At 37.8% G+C, this 24,499-nt stretch carries 24 protein-coding genes; 21 read left to right on the top strand and 3 right to left on the bottom strand.

Annotated features, from left to right (window positions below; translation table 11 throughout):
• From uvrB to uvrC, 3 genes are all read left to right on the top strand, one after another.
• Complete coding sequence (uvrB, locus tag NFR29_RS05020; protein ID WP_251424153.1) at window positions 1–2,118, top strand: excinuclease ABC subunit UvrB; 2,118 nt, start codon at window positions 1–3, stop codon at window positions 2,116–2,118.
• A 38-nt stretch (window positions 2,119–2,156) separates the two neighbouring features.
• Window positions 2,157–5,012: an excinuclease ABC subunit UvrA gene (uvrA, locus tag NFR29_RS05015; RefSeq protein WP_251424151.1), complete on the top strand. Its 2,856-nt coding sequence runs from the start codon at window positions 2,157–2,159 to the stop codon at window positions 5,010–5,012.
• 106 nt (window positions 5,013–5,118) lie between these two features.
• On the top strand, window positions 5,119–6,948 hold the full coding sequence (uvrC, locus tag NFR29_RS05010) for an excinuclease ABC subunit UvrC (protein ID WP_251424149.1): 1,830 nt from the start codon (window positions 5,119–5,121) through the stop codon (window positions 6,946–6,948).
• 99 nt (window positions 6,949–7,047) lie between these two features.
• On the opposite strand, the gene NFR29_RS05005 is transcribed toward uvrC, so the two are convergent.
• Window positions 7,048–8,400 (bottom strand): MATE family efflux transporter, encoded by a 1,353-nt coding sequence (locus NFR29_RS05005; protein ID WP_251424147.1) that lies wholly within the window; start codon window positions 8,398–8,400, stop codon window positions 7,048–7,050.
• A gap of 208 nt (window positions 8,401–8,608) precedes the next feature.
• On the opposite strand from NFR29_RS05005, the gene NFR29_RS05000 reads away from it, so the two are divergent.
• From NFR29_RS05000 to NFR29_RS04965, 8 genes are all read left to right on the top strand, one after another.
• Window positions 8,609–9,610 (top strand): FecCD family ABC transporter permease, encoded by a 1,002-nt coding sequence (locus tag NFR29_RS05000; RefSeq protein ID WP_251424145.1) that lies wholly within the window; start codon window positions 8,609–8,611, stop codon window positions 9,608–9,610.
• Complete coding sequence (locus tag NFR29_RS04995; RefSeq protein WP_251424143.1) at window positions 9,607–10,347, top strand: ABC transporter ATP-binding protein; 741 nt, start codon at window positions 9,607–9,609, stop codon at window positions 10,345–10,347. Before NFR29_RS05000 ends, NFR29_RS04995 begins: the two co-directional genes overlap by 4 nt.
• Before the next feature lie 113 nt (window positions 10,348–10,460).
• Entirely contained in the window at window positions 10,461–11,447 is a 987-nt protein-coding gene (locus NFR29_RS04990; protein WP_251424141.1) for an ABC transporter substrate-binding protein, read from the top strand.
• Window positions 11,448–11,522: 75 nt separating this feature from the next.
• Entirely contained in the window at window positions 11,523–12,182 is a 660-nt protein-coding gene (locus NFR29_RS04985; protein WP_251424139.1) for a TerC family protein, read from the top strand.
• 204 nt (window positions 12,183–12,386) lie between these two features.
• Window positions 12,387–13,061, top strand: coding sequence for a TerC family protein (locus NFR29_RS04980; RefSeq protein WP_251424137.1), 675 nt, complete (start codon window positions 12,387–12,389; stop codon window positions 13,059–13,061).
• Window positions 13,054–14,532: a 23S rRNA (uracil(1939)-C(5))-methyltransferase RlmD gene (gene rlmD, locus NFR29_RS04975; RefSeq protein ID WP_251424135.1), complete on the top strand. Its 1,479-nt coding sequence runs from the start codon at window positions 13,054–13,056 to the stop codon at window positions 14,530–14,532. The genes NFR29_RS04980 and rlmD overlap by 8 nt, the downstream gene beginning before the upstream one ends.
• A 116-nt stretch (window positions 14,533–14,648) precedes the next feature.
• Window positions 14,649–15,161: a GNAT family N-acetyltransferase gene (locus NFR29_RS04970; RefSeq protein ID WP_251424133.1), complete on the top strand. Its 513-nt coding sequence runs from the start codon at window positions 14,649–14,651 to the stop codon at window positions 15,159–15,161.
• A 154-nt stretch (window positions 15,162–15,315) separates the two neighbouring features.
• Window positions 15,316–15,576, top strand: a complete 261-nt coding sequence (locus tag NFR29_RS04965; RefSeq protein WP_251424131.1) for an SWEET family sugar transporter — start codon at window positions 15,316–15,318, stop codon at window positions 15,574–15,576.
• A gap of 77 nt (window positions 15,577–15,653) precedes the next feature.
• Here the strand turns inward: NFR29_RS04965 and NFR29_RS04960 are convergent, their stop codons facing one another.
• Window positions 15,654–16,214, bottom strand: a complete 561-nt coding sequence (locus tag NFR29_RS04960; RefSeq protein WP_251424129.1) for a TetR/AcrR family transcriptional regulator C-terminal domain-containing protein — start codon at window positions 16,212–16,214, stop codon at window positions 15,654–15,656.
• Window positions 16,215–16,442: 228 nt separating this feature from the next.
• Here NFR29_RS04960 and NFR29_RS04955 point away from each other — a divergent pair, with 228 nt between their 5' ends.
• The 9 genes from NFR29_RS04955 to NFR29_RS04920 all read left to right on the top strand — a co-directional run bounded on the left by NFR29_RS04955 (window position 16,443) and on the right by NFR29_RS04920 (window position 23,040).
• Window positions 16,443–16,883, top strand: coding sequence for a cupin domain-containing protein (locus NFR29_RS04955; protein ID WP_251424128.1), 441 nt, complete (start codon window positions 16,443–16,445; stop codon window positions 16,881–16,883).
• A 108-nt stretch (window positions 16,884–16,991) separates the two neighbouring features.
• Window positions 16,992–17,114 (top strand): hypothetical protein, encoded by a 123-nt coding sequence (locus NFR29_RS08290; protein ID WP_277612506.1) that lies wholly within the window; start codon window positions 16,992–16,994, stop codon window positions 17,112–17,114.
• Window positions 17,115–17,531: 417 nt separating this feature from the next.
• Window positions 17,532–18,047 (top strand): flavodoxin family protein, encoded by a 516-nt coding sequence (locus NFR29_RS04950; RefSeq protein ID WP_251424126.1) that lies wholly within the window; start codon window positions 17,532–17,534, stop codon window positions 18,045–18,047.
• Between the two features lie 353 nt (window positions 18,048–18,400).
• Complete coding sequence (locus NFR29_RS04945; protein ID WP_251424116.1) at window positions 18,401–18,886, top strand: prolyl-tRNA synthetase associated domain-containing protein; 486 nt, start codon at window positions 18,401–18,403, stop codon at window positions 18,884–18,886.
• An 81-nt stretch (window positions 18,887–18,967) separates the two neighbouring features.
• On the top strand, window positions 18,968–19,735 hold the full coding sequence (locus NFR29_RS04940) for a putative quinol monooxygenase (protein WP_251424114.1): 768 nt from the start codon (window positions 18,968–18,970) through the stop codon (window positions 19,733–19,735).
• A gap of 126 nt (window positions 19,736–19,861) precedes the next feature.
• Complete coding sequence (locus NFR29_RS04935) at window positions 19,862–20,359, top strand: methylated-DNA--[protein]-cysteine S-methyltransferase (RefSeq protein ID WP_251424112.1); 498 nt, start codon at window positions 19,862–19,864, stop codon at window positions 20,357–20,359.
• Window positions 20,360–20,413: 54 nt separating this feature from the next.
• Window positions 20,414–21,070 carry an ABC transporter ATP-binding protein gene (locus tag NFR29_RS04930; RefSeq protein WP_251424110.1) on the top strand — a complete coding sequence of 219 codons (657 nt, stop codon included), beginning with the start codon at window positions 20,414–20,416 and terminating at the stop codon, window positions 21,068–21,070.
• Entirely contained in the window at window positions 21,070–21,855 is a 786-nt protein-coding gene (locus NFR29_RS04925; protein ID WP_251424108.1) for an ABC transporter permease, read from the top strand. Before NFR29_RS04930 ends, NFR29_RS04925 begins: the two co-directional genes overlap by 1 nt.
• 144 nt (window positions 21,856–21,999) lie before the next feature.
• Window positions 22,000–23,040: a branched-chain amino acid aminotransferase gene (locus NFR29_RS04920; protein ID WP_277612507.1), complete on the top strand. Its 1,041-nt coding sequence runs from the start codon at window positions 22,000–22,002 to the stop codon at window positions 23,038–23,040.
• Window positions 23,041–23,149: 109 nt separating this feature from the next.
• Here NFR29_RS04920 and NFR29_RS04915 read toward each other — a convergent pair whose 3' ends face one another.
• Window positions 23,150–23,542: a thioesterase family protein gene (locus NFR29_RS04915; RefSeq protein ID WP_251424104.1), complete on the bottom strand. Its 393-nt coding sequence runs from the start codon at window positions 23,540–23,542 to the stop codon at window positions 23,150–23,152.
• Window positions 23,543–23,750: 208 nt separating this feature from the next.
• Between NFR29_RS04915 and NFR29_RS04910 the strand changes: the two genes are divergently transcribed.
• The gene (locus NFR29_RS04910; RefSeq protein ID WP_251424102.1) at window positions 23,751–24,485 is read left to right on the top strand and encodes a TVP38/TMEM64 family protein; all 735 of its coding nucleotides are present in this window, start codon (window positions 23,751–23,753) and stop codon (window positions 24,483–24,485) included.
• The last annotated feature ends 14 nt before the right edge of the window (window positions 24,486–24,499 follow it).

Here is a 24,499-nt window from a genome sequence, read left to right as displayed (position 1 = left end):
ATGAAACACATACATTATAATCCAGAAGAAGGAACGCCTTTCAAAGTAGAGGCTCCTTTTGGGCCTACTGGGGATCAACCAAAGGCTATTGATTCCCTTGTAAAGGGGATTGAAGATGGTGAATGGGCGCAAGTATTATTAGGTGCTACCGGCACAGGGAAAACCTTTACTATGGCTAAAGTGATCGAAGCAGTACAGAAACCGACGCTGGTCATTGCCCATAATAAAACCTTAGCGGCTCAGTTGGCTAGCGAGTTTAAAAGTTTCTTCCCTAATAATGCAGTAGAATATTTCGTTTCTTATTACGATTATTATCAGCCAGAAGCCTATATTGCCTCTAGCGATACGTATATAGAAAAAGATGCGTCAATTAATGATGAAATCGATAAACTTCGCCATAGTGCGACTATGAGTCTCTTCGAACGTCGTGATGTAATCATCGTTGCCTCTGTCAGTTGTATTTACGGCTTAGGTGACCCAGAAGATTATTCTGACTTAGTATTGTCACTCCGTTTAGGTCAAACGAAATCGAGAGATGAGATTTTATCTAAACTAGTAGATATTCAATATACTCGAAACGATATGAATTTCACCCGTGGTACGTTCCGCGTACAAGGGGATACGATAGAGATTTTTCCTGCTGCGTATAGTGAAAGAGTCGTTCGGGTCGAGCTCTTTGGTGATGAAATCGATCGACTAGTGGAAGTAGATTCTCTCACAGGCGAAGTTATTGCAGAACGGAAACACGTGGCCGTATACCCTGCATCTCACTATGTAACGACAAAAGAGAAAATGCAAGTTGCGGTGGAACGAATCGAAGCGGAATTAGAAGAGCAACTAGCTTTGCTGAAAAGTAAAGACCGTTTATTAGAAGCGCAACGTTTAGAACAACGGACTCGATACGATATTGAAATGATGCAAGAAATGGGCTATTGTTCGGGCATCGAGAATTACTCGCGCCATATGTCGGAACGAAAAGCTGGAGAAGCACCGTTTACATTGATTGACTACTTCCCCGATGATTTCCTCATTATGATCGATGAGTCTCATGTGACGATACCGCAGATTCGAGCTATGTATAATGGTGATAGAGCTCGCAAAGAGTCTCTCATTGAATATGGGTTTCGTTTGCCATCTGCATTAGATAATAGACCACTACAGTTTGATGAATTTGTAGAGCGAATTAATCAAATTGTCTATGTATCGGCTACGCCGGGACCATATGAAATGGAAGTAGAAACGAATATTGCAGAACAAATTATTCGCCCTACTGGTCTGTTAGATCCAACTATCGAAATCCGTCCTATTAAGGGACAAATGGATGATCTTTTAGGAGAGATTAATAAGAGAGCTGCCCAAAATGAACGGGTTCTAGTGACGACATTGACGAAGAAAATGGCAGAAGATTTGACGGAATTCCTCAAAGAAATGGGGGTACGTGTGCGCTATTTACATTCTGATATTGTGACTATTGAGCGGGCTGAGATTATACGGGACTTACGGGCTGGCGTCTTTGATGTTCTTGTAGGGATTAACTTATTGCGAGAAGGCTTAGATATGCCAGAAGTTTCCTTAGTGGCCATTTTAGATGCCGATAAGGAAGGTTTCTTGCGCTCCGATACGGCTATGATTCAAACCATTGGTCGTGCTGCTCGTAATGTAAATGGTCACGTTATTATGTATGCGGACCGAGTTACTGGTTCTATGCAACGAGCTATTGATGAAACAGATCGCCGTCGAGCTGTACAAGAAGCGTATAATAGAGAACATAATATTACGCCGCAATCCGTATCTAAAGAGGTGAAAGAGCTCATTGAATTAACTAAATTTGATGATGAATTAGAAGTAGCAACACGGAAATCGAAACGGACGAAGGCTGATACGATGGATCATGGCCATGAGCCATATGAGTTAGCTGAAACCGTTACATCAAAAGTAGCAGAGCTGACGCCAGAAGAATTATATAATCAAATTGAAGAACTTAATCGCCAAATGAAAATGGCTGCAAAGCAATTAGAATTTGAAAAAGCTGCATCTTTGAGAGATCAATTGGGACAACTACGTCAACAATGGTCCGATATGCATGCTGCGAAAGATAGTAAATTAAAGAAGCGATGATGCCTTAGGGTGTCATCGTTTTATATAGAAAGGATAGTATGAAAGATCAACTTATCGTAAAAGGGGCTCGACAACATAATCTTAAAAATATTGATATTGCCTTGCCACGCGATAAATTTATTGTCTTAACAGGCTTAAGTGGATCTGGTAAATCATCATTAGCATTTGATACGATTTATGCAGAAGGTCAACGTCGTTATGTAGAATCGTTGTCGGCTTATGCAAGACAATTTTTAGGGCAGATGGATAAACCTGATGTAGATTATATTGAAGGTTTGTCACCAGCTATTTCTATTGACCAAAAGACGACAAGTAAAAATCCTCGTTCTACAGTGGGAACTGTAACAGAAATTTATGATTACTTACGGCTTTTATTTGCCCGCGTAGGTCATGCCCATTGTCCAGAATGTGGCAAACCGATAACACAACAAACGATTCAGCAAATGACTGATGATGTGCTGAACTTTAAAGAAGGGACTCGCATTTTAATATTAGCTCCTATGGTGCAAGGAAAAAAAGGAGAGCATAAATCCGTATTTGAACAACTTCGCAAAGAAGGCTTCGTTCGCGTTCGAGTTGATGGAATGGTGCGTACGTTAGATGAAGATATTAATTTAGAAAAAAATAAAAAGCATTCCATTGATATCGTTGTAGACCGTTTAATAGTAAAAGAAGGTATAGAGTCTCGTTTAGCAGACTCTATGGAAACGGCTGGTAAATGGGGCGAAGGTATTGTTATGGTTCAAGAAGTAGATGGTCCCGAGCATATGTATAGTCAACATTTTGCTTGCCCTGATTGTCATATTTCACTGCCTAAAATCGAGCCACGTATGTTTTCTTTCAACAGTCCTTACGGTGCCTGCCCATCTTGTTTAGGCATTGGCTCTACTATGGAAGTAGATGAAGAGCGAGTGATACCAGATGGAAGTATTTCTTTTGCTGACGGTGGAGTACAAGCGTTGAGCTCTAATCCTAATGCATGGTTTATGCGTCAACTAGAAGGGTTATTGGTGGCTAATGGATATTCTTTGGAGAATTCCTATAATGACTTGCCAAAAGCATTGCAGAAAAAAGTCATGTATGGTACCACTGATAAAGTGGCTTTCACCTATGAAAATATGCGAGGTGAAGTGAAAGAATTTTTTACTGAATACGAAGGTATTTTGCCTATGGTGAGACGTCGTCACAGTGAAGCCACTACAGATTCGATGCGCGAAGAATTTGAAAAATTTATGTCCATCAAGCCATGTACGACCTGTAAAGGGGCTCGCTTAAAACCAGAAGTGTTAGCCATTACGGTGGGGGACAAAAATATTCATGAAGTCACAGAGCTCAATATTAAAGATGCTTTTGAATTTTTTGATACATTACCTCTTACAGACCGAGAACAAGTGATTGGGGCGGAAATTTTGAAGGAAATCAATGCTCGTTTAGGTTTCCTTAATAACGTAGGCCTCGATTACCTTACTATGAGTCGCAGTGCCGGTACATTGTCAGGTGGTGAAGCACAGCGTATTCGCTTGGCTACACAAATCGGTTCTGGTTTGGTAGGCGTACTATATATTCTCGATGAACCGTCCATCGGTCTACACCAACGAGATAATGATCGCCTTATTGAGACTTTGAAAGGCCTTCGTGATTTAGGTAATACATTGCTCGTCGTAGAACATGATGAAGATACGATGCGCGCTTCCGATTACTTAGTAGATATCGGTCCTGGCGCCGGTGAGCATGGGGGACAAATTATCGCTGCTGGCCCAGTAGAAGAGGTAATGAAAGTAAAAGAGTCTATTACAGGTCAATATTTAAGTGGTGCGAAATTTATCACTCTTCCAGAAGAACGACGTAAGCCAGGTAAAGCGTATATCGAAGTGCGTGGTGCGAAGGAAAATAACTTGCAAAACGTGAATGTTAAATTCCCAATTGGCTTATTTACTGTGGTAACCGGTGTGAGTGGGTCTGGCAAATCTACTTTGATTAATGAAATCCTCTATAAAGGATTGGCGAATCAGTTATATCGTTCTTATCATAAAGTAGGGGCCCACAAAGACATTAAAGGTATTGAATATGTAGATAAAATTATCAATATCGATCAAAGTCCCATTGGCCGCACGCCGCGTTCTAATCCCGCTACGTATACGGGCGTATTTGATGGCATTCGGGAATTATATAGTCAAACACCGGAAGCGAAAATGAGAGGCTATAAACAAGGTCGCTTTAGTTTCAACGTAAAAGGCGGTCGTTGTGAAGCGTGTCGCGGCGATGGTATTATTAAAATTGAAATGCATTTCTTACCAGATGTATATGTGCCGTGTGAAGTATGTAAAGGGGCGAGATATAATCGAGAAACCTTGGAAGTTAAATATAAAGGCAAATCCATTGCCGATGTATTAGATATGACGGTAGACGATGCAGTAGAATTCTTTAGTGCCATTCCAAAGATTCATAAAAAAATGGTAACCTTACAAGAAGTCGGACTCGGTTATATTCGTCTTGGACAAGCAGCTACTACATTGTCTGGTGGTGAAGCACAACGTGTAAAATTAGCTACAGAGTTGGCTCGTCGTAGTACAGGGAAAACATTATACATTCTAGACGAACCGACGACAGGCCTTCATGCTGAGGACATTCGAAAACTTCTTAATGTATTGCAACAACTCGTTGAAGGTGGCGATACAGTTGTCGTTATTGAACATAACTTAGATGTGATTAAGACCGCAGACCATGTAATCGATCTTGGTCCTGAAGGGGGGAGCCGTGGTGGCACTATCGTAGCTACAGGGACTCCAGAACATATTGCTACGGTTAGTGACAGTTATACTGGTAAATTCCTTGGCCCTGTATTAGAACAAACGCGTACGTTTATGAAAAAGAGTCAAAAGGTTAAGAAATAAGGCTTACACCATAGGTAGAGTCAAGAGTAGCTGCAAAGAACGTAATGGGACATTGCAAAAAGACTTATAGTTAGAGTCGATATAAAAATAAGAGAAAGGAGGATCTATGGCTAGTGAAGAATTATTAGAAAAAGTAAGTCATTTGCCTACTACACCAGGTGTATATTTATGGCGAGATCAATATAATCGTATCATTTATGTAGGCAAAGCAGTGAACTTGCGTAATCGCGTTCGCTCCTATGTGCGGCAAGATGCCAATCGAGCACCTAAAGTAGCAGCTATGATGAAACGTGCCGTCGATGTAGAGACAATCCAAACAAAAACAGAAATGGAAGCGCTCATCTTAGAAAATACATTGATTAAAGAACATCATCCGAAATATAATATTCGTCTTCGCGATGATAAAACATATCCTTATGTAAAAGTATCTGTTCAAGAAGAGTATCCAAGGGTATATATGACGCGTCGACTAGAGCGGGATGGGGCGAAATATTTTGGTCCTTTTACAGATGTAACAGCAGTTCATGTAGTGTTGAAATTGTTGCGTCAATACTATCCGCTTCGCACTTGTAAATCGATGAAAGTAGAACGACCTTGTTTGCAATACCATATGCATTATTGTGAAGCGCCGTGCTTTAACAAAGTTTCAAAAGAAGCATATGGTAAATATGTAGATGATATTATACAGCTTTTTGAAGGAAAGCCTATTCCATTGTTAAAAGAACTAAAAGAGAAAATGGAATTGGCTTCCGAAGAATTGCGGTTTGAAGATGCTGTTCGATACCGGGATCAATTAAAACATATTGAGAAGTTACAAGAAAAACAACGGATGGTAACGCAACGAGGGGACCTCGATGTATTAGGTATTGCCGTAGACGGTCAACTAGCCTGTGTCCAACTTCTCTTTATCCGCAATGGCCGATTGTTAGGGAGAGAAAACTATTTTGTCCAAAATGAAGGCGATACGGAAGAAGTGATTATGACTGAATTTATTAAACAGTATTATTGCGGCACTAGTTTTATTCCTAAAGAACTACTCTTACCGTTGGAAAGTGATGAGCAAGTACTCTTCGGAGAATGGCTATCTACTTTGAAAGGTCAGCAAGTCGATATTGTAGTGCCACAACGAGGCTATAAGAAAGATATGATTAAGATGGCTCACGAAAATGCAGCGGCCTTCTTAGAAGAACGGCGACGTCAATGGCAACATCAATTAGATAAAACTGGTGGAGCTGTTAAGAAATTAGCAGAAGTTTTGGATTTACCAAGACTGCCAGAGCGCATGGAATGTTTCGATATTTCTCATACGCAAGGTTCTGAAACGGTGGCGTCTATGGTTGTCTTTGAAGGTGGTAAGCCAGCGAAGAAGGAATATCGTCGCTTTAAACTTAAAACGACGCAAGGAAAGCCTGATGATTTTAAATCTATGGCAGAAATTATGGAACGTCGTTATGGGAAAGAAACAGAATGGCCTATGCCAGATCTTATTATCATCGATGGAGGTAAAGGACAGCTCAATGCAGCATTGCCATTGATACGAAGTGTAGGTGTTACAGATGTACCTGTTATTTCTTTAGCCAAGCGTATTGAAGAAGTATTCGTAGAAGGTCAATCGGAAAGTATTATTTTGTCTCATCATTCACCAGAATTACAACTATTGCAACAAATTCGTGACGAAGCTCATCGTTTTGCTATCACATATCATCGTAAATTGAGAGGAAAACGAAATTTAGAATCTATTTTGGATCATATTGAAGGCATTGGACCTAAACGACGAAAAGCTTTATGGAATCATTTCAATAGTTTAGAAGCCATGAAAAAAGCCTCTATTGAAGAATTGGCAGAAGTGGATTCCATGAATTACAAAACAGCAGAAACGCTGTATAATTTCTTCCGCATGTCAAAGGTGGAAAAACAAGACCTAATTAATTCCTAACATAAGACTATTTAGTTAACTGATTCGATGAATTGGCAGGTTTGATTGCCATCTATAGGATAGAAACAAAAAACTCCGCATCCATGATGCGGAGTTTTTTTATCTATATTTCGGTCTGTAGTGTTGGATATACCAAGCTCGGGCTGTAAATAATATACCTGCTACGGTAACGCTAGCAAGAAGTCCAATCCAAACACCGAATGGACCATAATCGGAATGTTTAGCTAAAATATAGGCTGTTGGAAAGCAGACTCCCCAGTAAGAAATCAATGAAATATAGAAGATAGCTCTTACATCTTTGTAGCCCCTTAGCATGCCTTGTAATGGAGTGCCTATGGCATCGATAGCAGCGAAGAATACACCATATCCAAGGAAGCTATAAATCAAATGATACACCTCTATGTCGTTGGTAAAGAGGGCAGAAATGCTTTCCATATGAGTAAACGTAAAACTACAGATTACAATGGAAATAACAATGGCTAGGATGCGAGAAATATAAGAGTAGTGAATGGCTTCGTTAAATCGCTTAGCCCCTAATTCATAGCCTACCGCAATTGTGGTAGCCATGGAAATGCTAAGTGGCAAGCAATAGAAGACATTGGTAAAGGAAATGACCGATTGGTGGGCTGCTACGACAGCAGAGCCGAAGTGAACCATTAATAAACCGGCAATACTGAAAATGCTGGCTTCAAAGAATATGGAGAAGCCAATAGGAATACCTACTTGTAATTGTTCACGAATGTAATGCCAGCTAGGAGAGAACCATTTCCTAAATATACGATACCCTTTCAATTTAGGGTGTAATAGAATGACTGTACTAAATAAGATGCAATTTACCCAAGAGGCTGTAGCAATACCAAACCCGGCACCTACACCGCCTAATTCAGGGAAGCCCCAGCGGCCGAAAATTAATACGTAATTTAGCAAAACATTAATGGAAAAGCTAGTCCCTACAATGGCCATAGAATAATGAGTCAATCCGTGAGAATCCACTGTATTTCTTAGTGTATTCACCCATAAGAGAGGGAATAAACCGAGGGCGAAGGCTTTCAAATAATTAATACATATCTCTATAGCGGCAGGATCTAATTCCAGGGTGATTAAGAGGGGCCTTACTCCTAAGATGCCAATGATTAGCATAGTTGCTGCGAGACCGGTACCAATATATAATCCTTGGTAAATAATTTCAGGAATATGGTCTGGTCGCTTAGCTCCTAAGAGCTGAGAAATAATTGGTGTAATTCCGAGCAATGTGCCTTGAGCAAAAATAAAGAATAACATCCATAAATTATAACCTGTTGCAACGCCGGCTAAATCGATAGTACTGTATTGGCCCGTTAGAAATATGGCTATAAAAGTTCCTCCAATGAGGGAAAATTGTGTAATGCACATAGGCGTAAATAGCTTGGTGAAAAGCCATAGTTTTTGCAATATAGAATACGTTTGATACATAGGAACCTCCTAATTAGACGTATTATTGTAACATATACAAGGACGATTCGCTAGGTACTATCTAAGTATAGCAATATAGGGGTACCCTGTATGGTATAGGCAGGTACTACAAAATATAGTATTATATGAAAGAATATAAGATCATCACTATGATGATGGATACGTTTGATTGCACATAATCTTACTTCTATAGTACAGGAGATATACGGTGAATACAATCATCTTTTTAATTATTTTATATATTGTTAGTATTGCCTTATCTCTTGTAGTGGGCGCTGTATCAATACCAATAGAGAAAGTCTCTGAATTTATAGCACATGTATTAACAGGTCAGTGGCAATTTACTGGGTCGGAGCAGATTTTGTGGTCTATCCGTTTGCCAAGGTCTATAGGCGTTGCTTTTGTAGGAAGTGCATTAGCTATGGTAGGCGTATATATGCAAACGTTGACTAGAAATGCATTGGCAGAGCCTTATATTTTAGGTGTTTCATCTGGTGCTGGTGTCGGCGCTGCTGCCGCTATCGTATGGGGCTTACTAGGGGTATTTGGCAGTGCTAATGTCATCGTAAGTGCTTTTATAGGAAGTATGGTGGCGATGTTTTTAGTCTTATGGCTGGTAGGATGGAATCCTCATCCTGTGAGATTAGTCCTTATCGGTATGGGGGTGAGTGCTTTTTTCTCGGCTCTTACATTAGCTATTATTTATAGTGCTACCAATGAAGCACAAGTACGGTCTGCCATGTTTTGGTTAGTAGGTACATTTTCTGGCATACAGTGGGTTTCTGTTCCTTATATTATGATTGTTTCTTTACTAGCTCTAGTGGTGGGGTTATGGAATAGTCCTCATTTAGACATTATGTTATTAGGACGAAGAAGTGCGACACAGTTGGGATTGTCCATTGAACGATTTCAATTTGCTTTAGTCTTTATCGCATCACTTGTGATGGGAGTAGTCGTCTCATATGTAGGGGTTATTGGCTTTGTAGGTCTTATCATTCCTCATATTTGCCGTATCTTAGTTGGTCCATTACATAAGAAGTTATTAACCTACTCTTTTTTATTAGGCGGCATAGGTTTGCAATTGGCAGATATGGTAAGCCGTGTTGTGATTCGCCCAGAAGAGATGCCTATTGGTGTCATTACTTCCCTTGTAGGGGCACCTATTTTTATTTATTTAATTCGTAAAGCATTTACTGAAGGTACATCATGATAGATATACGAAATCTAACATATACCGTAGAGGGTAAAAATCTATTGCACCATATTACTGATACGTGGCAAACAGGAACTACTATTGGTATTATCGGACCTAATGGAAGTGGTAAAACGACGTTGCTTCGCCATGTGTATGGAGATATGAAAAGCAATGGTTCTATTTATATTGATGGTATAGATAATGATACGATTAGCCGAAAACAGCGGGCACAGTTGATGGCTATTGTGGCACAACACGGAGGCGATATAGAAGGTCTATTGACAGTAGGCCAAGTGGTTCGTATGGGGCGCTATCCTTATCGTCACACAGAACGAAGTGATGATGACGATACCGTAGTAGCGTCTGTTATGTCTCGTTTAGGTATTGATGATTTAGGACATCGTGCCATACACCAGTTATCGGGTGGTGAATTGCAACGGACACTCATCGGCAGGGCTTTTGCGCAAGAGACAGAGTATATCTTTTTAGATGAACCAACGAATCACTTAGATATACAGTATAAATTAGGATTAATGGAGCAATTAAAAGTATATAATGGTACCGTTATCCTTACGTTACACGATCTTATTTTGGCTGGTCGTTATTGCGATTATATAGTAGCTATGAAAGATAGCCAAATTGCTTATACGGGAACGGTAGAAGAAGTTTGTACGTCGGAACGATTAAGTGAAGTTTTTAGTGTCCCCATGGAAGTAGGCCAGACAGAACAAGGTTTTATTGTAACCTATTAAGGATATAAATTGTGATGTGTTAATTTATATTACAATTTATTCCATATATTTATTCTATATATTTTTATATATACTGTATCACAAATATTATGTACTAACAGAAGGAGACGAGTATGTTACAACTTTCAAGAAGAATGAAAATATTTGGTGTGGTAGCCTCTACATTGGCTTTATTTAGTCTTGCTGGATGTGGCACAGATACGAAGCAAAGTGGTGCTGATGGTGTAACGTGGACGGCTGAGCTAGATGGTAAAGATTATACTTTCACTATGAAAGAGGCACCAAAGCGGGCTGTATCTATGTCACAGGCTACTGCAGAAATGATGTTAGCATTAGGCCTTGAAGATCGCATGGTAGGAACGGCCTTTAAAGAAGAGCCTATTTATGAACCATTGCAAAACGCTTATGACAAAGTTCCAGTACTAGCTGAAAAATGGCCATCCTATGAAACATTTATGGCCGCTAAACCAGATTTTACTACTGGATGGGCTGATAGCTTTACAAAGCGTGCTATACCAGCAGCTCAATTAGTGAGCCAGGATGTGAATATTTTTATTCCTGCATCTATGACCAAGCGGGATGCTACGCTAGATACTTTATTTGATGATATGTTGATGTTTGGTAAAATATTTCACATTGAAGAACGAGCACAACAATGGGTGAATGATGAAAAAGCTAAGTTACAACCTGTGATGGATGAAGCAAAAGGAAAAGAGGTAAAACGGGTATTTATTTTCGATTCTGAAGATGAGCAACCTTTTACCGTATTTAAAGGATATACTACGAATGTATTAGATTTAGTTGGTATTCACAATGTCATGGCTGATACTGATGTGGATCGTACATGGGCAAAGGCCTCTTGGGAATCTGTGGTAGATGCAAATCCTGATTACATTATCATTTGTGACTATGGTAATAGCTTCCGTAACACGGACGATTTTGATGCGAAAGTAGAACGATTAAAATCGAATCCTGCTTTGGCTAATGTTAGTGCAGTAGTGAATAATCGATTTATTCGCGTTAAATTATCTGAAATTACACCAGGTGTACGTACTGTTGATGCTTTGACGCGCATTCGTGCAGAAATGGATGCTATGTAATGAAATCTATTGCACAATAATAGGATATCTTGATATAATGAGAATATTGAATATTTTCGTTATAGGAGGATTACATTGGACATTTTATCCATTCAAGGTATGTTGGCGATGTTTCAAATTATCGTCATCGACATTTTATTAGCCGGTGATAATGCAATTGTTATCGGTATGGCGGCACGTAATTTGCCTCCTCATTTGCAAAAGAAAGCGATTTTTTGGGGCACTGCCGGGGCCATTGGTTTGCGACTTGTTATGGCATTCTTATTTATCGAGGCCATTAATAATATTCCAGCCCTCCGCTTGGTAGGAGGTATTCTATTATTATGGATTGGCTATAAATTAATTGCCAATGATGATAGTGAACACAATATCGAAGCTAAAGATAATCTTCGTGCGGCTATTACGACTATCGTCATTGCCGATGGTATTATGGGTATCGATAATGTGCTAGGCGTCGTAGGCGCTGCTAATGGTAATATGATGTTAGTGGCCATTGGTATGCTTATTACTGTGCCAATCATCATTTATGGTAGTACATTATTTGTAAAAATCATCGATCGTTACCCTATCATCCTCTATGTAGGGGGCGGTATTCTTGCTTGGGTAGGGACCGCTATGAGTTTGGTAGATCCAATCATTGCGGATTACGTAGCACCTTATGCATTAGCTATTAAAATCGCTGCCGTTGTCCTTGTCGTAGGGGCTGCGTTAGCAGTAAATAAAATGAAAAAATAATACATTCTCTGAAAGCTCTTCCTTCTTATGAGGAAGAGCTTTTGTTCATTGGGAAGAGTGAATGATAGCGATTATGATCCATTCTATAGATCTTTCATAGGATGTGAGAGTCTAGTAATAGGAGACATCGTGAAATGATAGGCAAAATATGGTATAGTTAGATAATAGTTTTAGTAACATATATTCAATAGAGGGGATTTATCAATGGAGTTTTTAGAAGTAGCTACTTGGCTGACTATAGGAAAGATTATTTTAATTGATATATTATTAGCCGGCGACAATGCTGTTGTTATCGGTATGGCAGCAGGCAAATTAGCACCTCATTTACAAAAGAAAGCTATTTTGTGGGGCACTGCTGGGGCCATCGGGATGCGTTTATTATTTGCCACTATTTTAGTAGAAGCGTTATCCATCATTCCTGCTCTTCATTTAATTGGTGGTTTAGTTCTTTTATGGATTGCCATTCAATTAATGAAAGGCGGCGAAGAAGAAGCGCATGTAGATGCGAAAGATTCTTTAATGGGTGCTGTAGGTACAATTATTATTGCAGATGCGATGATGAGTATAGACAATGTTATTGGCGTTGTAGGTGCTGCACAAGGTCATTTAGAACTGATTATTTTCGGCCTCCTTATTACAGTGCCAATCATCATATTCTGTTCTACTTTATTCGCCCGTATTATTAACAAATATCCGATTATCCTATGGGCAGGTGGCGCTCTCCTGGGTTGGGTAGGAGGCGAAATGATCGTAGAAGATCCATTGCTATTGCCATATATAGATGGGTATCAATTAGCTATTAAAATCGGTGCCGTTATATTTGTCCTTGCTATAGCGGGAATTATTAAATGGGCAAGAAAGACATCTAATCATGAATAAACGACAGTCTACACAACGAGTTGATAAAGGATTACAAAATAGTAAGAAACGCACACAGAATCAAAATGGTAATGGGCTTTCAAAAAAAGCGAAAGCCATAGCTAACGCACCTGTGCAGGTCGGTGATATAGTGACCATTTCGATCCACGGTATGGGCAGTAGTGGTGAAGGGGTTGGAAAAATCGAAGATTTTACTGTATTTGTTCCCTTTGCTTTGCCAGAAGAAGAAGTAGAAGTAGAAATTACTATAGTAAAGAAAACATATGCTACAGGTATACTCAAATCTGTTGTGAAAGCTTCGCCACAGAGAACGGAGCCACGGTGCGAATTGTATGGTATCTGTGGAGGTTGTCAGTTACAACATACTACTTATGAAGGACAATTGGCGTTGAAAACACAGAAAATAAAAGATGTAATTCAACGAATTGGTCATTTGAATCCTGATTTAGTTAAACCCACTATAGGTCCAGATAATCCTTGGAGTTATCGCAATAAGATGCAAATGCCTGTTGGAGGCATACCAAATCATATAAAAATGGGATTTTACGCCATGGGTTCTCATCATATTGTGGAGGGGACGAATTGCTACATTCAAGATGAAGGAAATAATCGCATTGCTCAAGTAGCTTCTGAAATTGCCAATGAATTAGGAATTGAACCCTATAATGAACAATTGGGGACGGGCGTATTACGCCATATTATCGGTCGGATTGGTCAATCTGGATGGATGGTGATTATTGTAACGACTACAGACTATTTGCCAGAAGAAGCAATTTGGGCACAGCGCATCAAAGAAGCCATCCCTGAAGTAGAGACTATCGTTCATAATAGCAATCCTAAGAAAACCAATGTGATTTTAGGACCTACTAACCGAGTACTCTATGGGAAAGGAACCATTACTGATCATATTAAAGATTTGGAATTTTCTTTATCTCCTCATTCCTTCTTCCAAGTCAATCCAGAGCAAACGACAGTTCTCTATGACCAAGCTTTGGCTTATGCTGACTTGAAAGGTAATGAAACAGTGATTGATGCCTATTGTGGAACTGGTACAATTTCATTATTTTTAGCTCACAAAGCAGAACATGTTATTGGTATTGAAATCGTCGAGCCAGCCATTATCAATGCTCGTGAAAATGCGAAGAGAAATGGATATGATAATACCGAATTTATCGTTGGTGATGCAGCCGTTGAGATGCCACACCTCTATGAACGAGGTGTTCGACCAGACGTTATCGTATTTGATCCCATTCGAGCAGGCTGCAAAGAAGAAGTACTCACCTCTGCTGCCGCTATGGAACCACAGCGCATGGTTTATGTATCTTGTAACCCGGCGACCATGGCACGAGACATAGCCATCTTGCAAAACCTCGGCTATGAACTACAAGAAGTCCAACCCGTAGACATGTTCCCCATGACCGCCCATGTTGAGGCAGTGGCTTTACTTACAAGGAGCGGAGCGACGCAGTAAGTAATTAGCACTGCCCATGTCAGGGATGTCCAAGAGTAAGAGCGAAGCGAAATACGATTGGAAACAGCCTACGGCGGAGGCAGTGGCTTTACTTACAAGGAGCGAATAAATAAATTATGATAATAAGACAAGAAGAATCAAAAGACTATGAATCAGTGTATCATTTAATACAACACGCTTTCCAAACGGCAGAGCATGCAGACGGGAATGAACAAGATTTAGTTGTTAATTTGCGGAATAGTGACTCTTTCATTCCTGAACTATCGCTTGTAGCTGTAAAGGATGATACGATTGTAGGACATATTCTTTTTACAAAGGCTTTTGTTGGTGACGTTGAAGTATTGGCGTTAGCGCCACTTTCTGTGCTACCAGCATATCAAGGTCAAGGTATTGGTACTTTGCTTATGAAAGAAGGACATAAGATTGCTAAGATATTAGGGTATACATATTCCGTAGTACTGGGAGATCCTTCTTATTATGAGCGTGCTGGATATACTACAGCTAGCATATATGTTATTAAGCCGCCTTTTGAAATTGAGGATGCTTATTTTATGGCATTATGCTTTTCTAATGAAGCAAAATTGATAGATGGTATCATGAAATATGATGATGCTTTTGGATTATCTTAACGTATGGCTCACAAATGTAGTAAATTATAAAAAGAATCATTATTTGTTGACAAGTCAATAATGCTATATTACAATAACGAAAACAAAGAGTGCCACTGTAAGCAGGGACACTCTTTGTTTTTATATGTAAGATATATTATGAAAGGAAGATTTTATGACTGAAAAACAAATGAAAATATTAGGATGGATTGCTACATTTATGTCTGTCATGATGTATGTATCTTATATTCCACAGATTATGGATAATTTAGCTGGTCAAAAGGGAAATTTCATTCAACCCCTAGTAGCAGCTATTAACTGCAGTTTATGGGTTTATTATGGTTTATTCAAAAAAGAACGAGATCTTCCATTAGCAGCAGCTAATGCACCTGGTATCGTTTTTGGTATTGTAACAGCTATGACTGCTTTGATGTAATGTAAAAGTATATATTGGTTACATATCTAATGTGCTTAGAGACGAGTCATACTCAAAAGATTAGGACATATTTACAACTATAAAATTGAAGAAATACCACTATGAAAGAGTTTTCCTGAAAGATTAATTAAATCTTCTAGGGGAATTCTTTTTTTATCTTCAATCCATTTACGATAAAGATTTACAGAACCAATGGATAGAAATGTATTTATAATATTTTGTTCTTCTTTTGTGAAGGATTTATAAGGATTATATCTTTTACGATTATGGAGTAGCATAGATGTAAAAAAGTTATCAGAAAATTCACGATAACTTGGATCACAAACAATTTTTTCCATATATGGTTTTTGCTTTGCCATAAACTCAAAAAACACACGATTAACTTCTGTGAAAGGGGGATTATCAGGTAATGTATTAATGGCATTTGAATAGTCTTTAAAAAGGTCGGATAGAATTTCTTCATAAAGATTTTCAAGGCAATTGTAATGTAGATAAAATGTTTTTCGATTAATCATAGCTCGTTCAGTAAGCGCTTTAACTTTTATGGAAGATGCATTCATTTCTAATATCATTTCTTTAAAGGTATTTTGAATGATAGTTTTTGTTTTTAACACTCTTAAGTCTTTTTTTCTCTCCATAATAAACACTCCTTTACATAGTTTTTTCAAATAAATTACCATTTTTATAAATCTGTGGCATACTCACCATAATATAGTATTTGGGAATTGTATTTGTAATTAGATATTTATTATACTGTTCTTGCAATTAAAAAGCGAATATTGTCATGATTTATAATCGTTGTAAGAATTATGGAGAATCTAGTCATTGAGTCTACGCATTATAAGAAAATAGAAATGAGGAAAAGTATGAAATATCAAAATAAAGACGCTTTTGAAGTGACCAATGTATTTGGAATGGGAAGTTATAACTCGGACTTTGCTCAATATTTTATAGGAGATAGTTTTTTAAATCCTTTAACTGATTTTCAAAAGGGAGAATTTCCTATTTTTAATGTGACCTTTGAACCTGGTTGTCGTAATAATTGGCATATTCATCATGCTGATAAGGGAGGCGGTCAGATATTAATCTGCACTGCCGGAGAAGGCTGGTATCAAGCTGATGATAAAGAACCACAAGCACTAAAAGAAGGTAGTGTCGTTGTTATTCCTGCTGGTATTAAACACTGGCATGGGGCAAAAAAGGATAGCTGGTTTTCACATATTGCTATTGAAATACCTGGTGAAAATATCTCAAATGAATGGTTAGAAGAAGTGTCAGATGATTTCTATAAACAATTATCAGATTGATGTATTGCAAGACAATTATCTTACATTGTTATTCTATGTAAGACAGGTAAGTCCTATGAAGGTTATCAAATATGTAAAAGATTAATTGTTTTAGGAGGCTTATGTATTATGATGACTGGTTCAGGGATAGCTGATGCATCTACATTAGCTAGCTATAATCGAGCTATAATCGAGCAGAAGAAGCGAATAAGAACCATAAAGCTTTACATGGAAATAGAGCGTTTCCTTTAAGTGATACTGATCCAGAACATGCAGATATTGTTAAGAAGTATATTTATGGTGATGTGTATAAACAAACTCAAATTACTCCGCAAGAAAGAGCTATTGTTACGTTAGTTGTATCTATTACAGATTATAATGAAAGCGCCATTCGCAATCATATGAAGAGGCTTTAGCCGCTGGTGTAATACCGCTTGAAGTACGTGAATCAATTTATCACATCTGATTTTGGTGATATCTTTTCACACGATACACTTGATTTAAAACCCGTGAAATGATAACTGTTACTGCCTTTATTTTATGATTCTAAATTAATTAAGGTTGAAATATAAATTTTTGATGATACTTTAAAAGTGATATTAGTAAAATCTATATAATCTATATAATCTATAGTATGGATTTAAATAGTATTTACTATGGAGGTTCAATATGGCAAAAATTATGATATTAAATGGATCAGCAAGGAAAAATGGAAATACATCTGCTCTTATTAATTCTTTTGTAGAAGGGGCAAGAGCTGCAGGAAATGAAGTTGTTGAATTCTACCTTCAAGATATGATAATTCATGGATGTCTTGGTTGTAATGGATGCACTAGAGGTACGAAAGATAATAATCTATGTGTACAAAATGATGATATGAAACAAATTTATTCAGAATTTATGATGGCAGATGTAGTTGTATTCGCCTCTCCAGTATACTTTTGGACTATTACTGGTACATTAAAAATAGTTGCAGATAGGCTTTATGCAGCTTTGAAGTATCTTGGATATGGTGCATTTTCTCGTAAGAGTGTACTTCTTATGACGGCTGGTGGCTCTGATTATAGTCAGGCAAGTAGATGGTATGAAACGTATGAAAGAAATTTAGGTTGGATTAATTTAGGAGAAATTCTTGGTGCAAGAAAGACAGCTGAAGCAAAAGCACTTGGTGCATCAATTCAATAAGATTTAATTTATATAGATAGTTTAGTAAGTAATGTATTGGTAATGATTGACATTATAGTATAAAAGGATAAAGACATGTAATATGAAATCCCAATACATTTATAAGATAATTTAAATGTTTTTGATTTCGGTAGTATTTTTTCCGTGATATGTTAGATTGGAAAATTCGTGAAATGATTACTGTACTGTTATTGGAGCGCAAGGTATAACTAGCTAATAAAGCTGTTATAGAAAGGGATAACTAAACATACTGTACAAATAGTATATAAATAGATATGATAAAAACGGATATATTTCGATATATCCGTTTTGTAGTATAAGATAGAAGTTAGATATATCCGATAGGAGTATAGATGTTAAGTAAAAACGATGTATATTATTTATTAGAAACTAAGGGCATTGATTTTGAAGTGACAGATCATGCACCTTTGTTCAGTATGGATGATAAGCCTAATGTAGAATTACCGTATCCAGAGTGGGATGCAAAAAATTTGTTTATTCGCGATCATAAGCGGGAGCATTATTATCTCATTATTGTGCGCGGATCAAAGCGCGTCGATTTAAAGCAATTTCGAAAAGACCACAATTTGAAGAAAATATCCTTTGCTTCAGAAGAAGAGTTATGGCACATATTGAAGATTAAACCAGGTCATGTATCACCATTTTGTTTACTTCATGATGAGGATTATAGAGTGCATTATTATATTGATGTGGATTATAAGACAAATCGAATTGGCATTCATCCCAATGAAAACGATGCTACAGTATGGTTACAAGGGAAAGACTTGGTTCACATCATTGAAGACTATGGTACGACGGTAGAGTATATAGAGATATAATATGATATACTACTGTACATAGAATAAAGTACCCTCTATGGATTGATGAATAATAGTAAAGAGTATATATAGGTGTAACATATGAAACAAAGAATATTAAAACGAATTGCTCTCTTAGCAGTCATAGGCGTATTAGGTGTAACTTCTGTGTCGGCGGCTGGTTTATTTAATAAAGAACCAGAAATAGACAATGCACCTGTAGTTGGCTTATATCGATTCCAAGTACCAGAAGAATTACAAGGACCATTCAACTCTGTAGGCGTAGAAAATTTTACTTCTTCTATGGCACAAGAACCAAATACATTGTCTATGAATGCAGCCCATGTGAAAGGTGATACGAGTACTGCTTATGTGTTAGAAGTCTACAAAGATACGGAAGCATTAGATACACATCGAAAATCGGAACACTTCAAGAAATACCTCAGTGAAGTAGGTTCTAAATTGACGAATCGTAAAATATACGATGTACAACCAATCATCTTGATGGAGAAAGCGAGTCCTTTAGAAATTATTAACGATGGGGCGGCTGTCGTAACTTTAACAGACTTTACAGTAATGAAAGATATGGTAGATGATGTAAAGAAACAATATGAACTTGATATTAGCCGTGCTATCCGCGATGATGAAGGCTATAAAGCTGGTTATATTTTGCGAGATACGAATAATCGGAATCATTGGTATGTGTTTCAAATCTATAGTGATGAGGCGGCATATAAAAAACATGTAACTAGTCCAGGGTACCGATTTGCTATGGGACAAATTAAAAGTTATGTACAAAATAGTCGTACAGAAATCTTGGAAGGCGATTTGTTAGTCAACCAAGGTGGACAATCGTTTGTGAGACAGTAAGGGATATTAGAAAAGGTTACTACTAAGAGATATATTAGTAGTGACCTTTTCTGTATGTCTATTATAGTAGGCTATATATGGGGACATAGATATTGTATAATACGTAATATGAATGGAGGAATGGCAATGAATTACCAGTATACCTATGAATCGCCATTAGGGACTATGGTTATGTTAGGAACCTTAACGTATTTAACAGATTTGTTTTTTGTTGATGAAACGTACGCACCTTCCTATAGTGACAGTACACATATAGAAAAATTAACCGGTCCTTTTGAAGTGACGGTGATGTGGCTTGATCAATATTTTAACGGTGTACAACCGCTTATATATCCACCGATGGATTTAGAAGGAACTGTTTTCAGAAAACAGGTGTGGTCTATATTGCAAGCTATTCCTTATGGTGAAACCACTACGTATGGTGCTATTGCCGAACAAATTGCTCATCGTGAAGGAAAAAAACGTATGTCATCCCAAGCAGTAGGAGGAGCAGTAGGACATAATCCGATTAGCATTATTATTCCTTGTCACCGTGTAGTCGGTAAGAATGGTGAACTCACTGGTTATGCTGGAGGAATGGATAGAAAAGAGTATTTGCTGAACTTAGAGGGTAAGCACACATAAGTCAATAGGTCTACAAGTGTAGTCGTAGTTGTATAGTATATAGAGAGGTAAACTATGTTATACATATCTTGTAAGGACGTCGTATTTACCGATGGTTCTAATGAAGTATTAAAGGGGATTAATTTAGATATAGAACAAGGAGAATGCGTTTCTATTGTAGGTCATTCGGGAAGTGGTAAAAGTACGTTTCTAAAACTTCTCAGTGGTCTTATTAGTCCTACATCAGGGGATATTTTTGTAGGTGCTCAATCTATTGATGATTATAAGCCAAGTTTATATCGAAGAAAGGTGAGCTATTGCTTTCAACAACCTTACTTATTTGGCCGTACTGTGCGAGATAATGTAGAATTTCCCTTTCAGATTCATGGTAAACGAGTTGACTGGGATCGAGTTCATGAATTGCTCGATTTGTTTCAAATGCCTCATTCCTACATAGATAAATTGAATGTCGATTTATCTGGTGGGGAGAAACAACGTCTTTGCTTGATTCGGTCATTAATTAACGACCCTGATGTTATACTGCTCGATGAAGTAACATCGGCGTTAGATGCAAACAATACATTAATTGTAGAATCTGTATTGCAACATATGCACAAAGAACAGGATAAGACGATTTTAGCTATTACTCACAACGAAGAACAAAGTCGTCGCTATGTAAATCGTCGTATCACCATCGAAGCAGGACGCATTGTTAATGAGGAGGTGTTATAATGGGCAGTCAATTTCATGCTATATCATTTACGTCATTAATATTAGCATCTTCCTTAGTGCTTATTAGTTTATATGTATCCTATCATCAACAGTTAAAGGTAGAAAAGGATATTATCATCAGTTCCCTTCGAGCGACGGTACAGCTCATTATAATGGGCTATGTATTGAACTATTTATTTAGTTATGAAAGCCCTATTTTTACTGTTATCATATTGTTAGTCATGCTTTTTAATGCCTCTTATAATGCAGCGAAGAGAGGAAACGGTATTCCTAATGCATTCCCTATTTCTTGTGTAGCCATCGGTGTAGGAGCTACCGTGACCTTAACTATTTTAGTAGCTTCTGGTATATTGAGTTTCACTCCATATCAAATGATTCCTATTGGGGGCATGGTCATCAGTGGAGCGATGGTGGCTATCGGTCTTTGTTACCGTCAACTATTAGCTAATTTTGAAAATCGCCGAGAAGAAGTAGAAATCAAATTGGCCTTAGGCGCGACGATTCAACAATCTTCTTTATCCATCTTAAGAGACGTCGTAAAAACAGGGATGCAGCCTAACTTAGATTCTGCTAAAACATTAGGTATCGTATCCTTACCAGGCATGATGACCGGTCTTATCTTAGCTGGTATGGATCCTATTGAAGCCGTAAAATACCAAATTATGGTTACTTTTATGTCTATATCCACAACATCCTTAGCTTCTTTTATTTCTACGTATTTAGGATATAGAGGATTTTTTAATAGGAAGATGCAATTAGTACGCCATATTGGTAAAGCATCATAAACGACTCATAATGAAAGCGTTATATGAATCATATGTATTTGTATTTTAGATTGCATGAAAACAGTGCAAATCGCGAGGATAATCTTTCTATAGAATGTGTTGAAATTACCTATCCATAGTGTTAAGATTATCTATATGGAAAGTATGGAGGTCAGTACTATGAGCAAACAAATCGATTGGAGTAATCTCGGTTTCGGTTATATGGAAACCGAGTACCGTTACGTAACAAACTATAAAGATGGCAAATGGGATGAAGGTGGCTTAATCACTGACGCTAATGTGGTACTAAATGAGTGTGCTGGTGTATTCCAATATGCTCAAACTATTTTTGAAGGGTTGAAAGCCTATTACACAAAAGATGGTCGCATTGTATGTTTCCGTCCAGACCTCAATGCAGAGCGATTAAACGCTTCTGCAGAACGTCTTGTTATGCCTACATTACCAGTAGAGCGCTTCGTAGAAGCCATTAAAGAAGTAGTAAAAGCGAATAAAGACTTCGTGCCACCTTATGGTCATGGTGCTAGCTTATATATTCGTCCTTACATGATGGGAACAAATTCTGTTATCGGTGTAAAACCAGCTGATGAATACCAGTTCCGCGTATTTACAACACCAGTAGGACCGTATTTTAAAGGTGGCGTTAAACCGCTTACCATTCGTGTTACTGATTTTGATCGGGCTGCTCCTCATGGTACAGGTCATATTAAAGCAGGCCTTAACTATGCTATGAGCTTATATGCTATTCAAGATGCACACAATAATGGTTATGCTGAAAATATGTACCTTGATGCGGCTACTCGTACTTATGTAGAAGAAACAGGTGGTGCTAACTTTATTTTTATCACAAAAGATGGTAGTACATTAGTAACGCCTAAATCAGATAGCATTTTACCGTCTATTACTCGTCGTTCCTTGATGTATGTAGCAGAACATTATCTTGGTATGAAAGTAGAAAATCGACCAGTTCACATTGATGAATTAAAAGATTTTGCTGAAATTGGTCTTTGTGGTACAGCAGCTGTTATCTCTCCAGTTGGGCAAATTGACACGCCAAATGGCACTATTAATGTACCAGCTGGCATGGATGATATGGGTCCAGTCACAAAAAAATTATACGATACATTACTTGGCATTCAACACGGTGAAATTGAAGCACCTGAAGGTTGGGTAGTGACGATTTGCTAATTGAATAGTAAATAATAGCAAAGAAAGAGGTTACACTAAATGTAGTATTACTCATTTAGTGTAACCTCTTTTTATAGCTTTCTTGCCTGTTAGCGATAAAGGTTAATTATTAATGATTGTTAGCTCGAGATGCAATTTTTTCCATAAAGGAATTAGTATTGATAACAAAGCGATCGTGTGTGCCTTTACCGATAAGTCCAATACTATCGTTTGCTTCTACGATAAAGGATATTTTTCGTCCTTCTACAGCTACGACAGTGGCCGTCGCTGTAATAGTTGTGCCTACTGGAGATGGGGCCTCATGAGAAATGGATAGAGAGATACCTACCGTCCCTTCGCCTTCGTTGAGATGCGGTTGCACGGCTACCTGTGCAGCTTCTTCCATAAGGGCGCACATAGCAGGAGTCGCGAAGACTTCTAAAGCTCCGGATTTCATTGTTTTAGCTATATTACTTTCATTCACTACCACTGTAGCAGTACTAGATTGACCAACTTCGATCATAGTATACCTTCTTTCTTTTTATAGAATCTGTAAGTTTATTGTATATAAGTGGTAACGTATAGTAAAGAGAAGAAAGAGTAAAATATATCTTTTCCATAACATATTCTATAGACTAGTGATATAATAAATATAGTTTTCTTATACATCTATCAAAATGTATTATATATTCTCGATTATTAATGGAATTCATGTATGTTGAAAGGTCTTTATGAAGAATAAAAACAATATGTTCTCCGGCGAGAGGCTAGTACAGTTAATTGCTAGTGTTTTATTTATTATCGCCCTCATTGTCATTCATGTAGTGGATCCTACATTTTATCCTACCATGTGGCGCTTAGCTACGTCGGGGAGTATGGAAGAAATTTCCACCTACATCCAAAGTTTTGGTCCTATGGCTATGGTCGTTAGTATGGTCCTTGATATTTTTGTTAATGCTGTAGGATTTTTACCATCCATCTTTATTTCTACTGCTAATGGTCTAGTCTTTGGTTTGTGGCCGGGCATCATTATTTCGTGGCTCGCTGAGACGATTGGGGTTGTCATTAGCTTTTATATTATGCGCTATTTTCTACGTGATGCAGCGCATAAACTGATTTCAAAGAGCACCATGCTCATGAAAGTAGATGATTTTTCAGGCAATAATGGATTTATAGTCATGTTGTTCGCTAGATCGTTGCCGTATTTCCCATCTGGTGTTATTACTGCCTTAGGGGCTATAAGTAAAATTAAGCCGCGAGACTATATTTTGGCCAATTTAATTGGTAAATTTCCGTCCACAGCTTTGGAAGTAGCTATCGGTACAGATATTGTGAATTACCAAGAAAATATATCCCGATTAGGTATTATCGTAGTGGCTGCTGCTATTGTCTATTTCCTATTGTGGAAAGCTTATCAGCGGTATATGGCTAAGCAACAGGCCAAATCTAATGAAAGTAAAGAGTAAGACAGTATGAAAAT

Origin of the sequence: Veillonella agrestimuris, from assembly GCF_943193065.1 — a bacterium.
Taxonomy (GTDB): domain Bacteria; phylum Bacillota; class Negativicutes; order Veillonellales; family Veillonellaceae; genus Veillonella; species Veillonella agrestimuris.
This window is presented reverse-complemented; position numbering and strand designations above follow the sequence as displayed.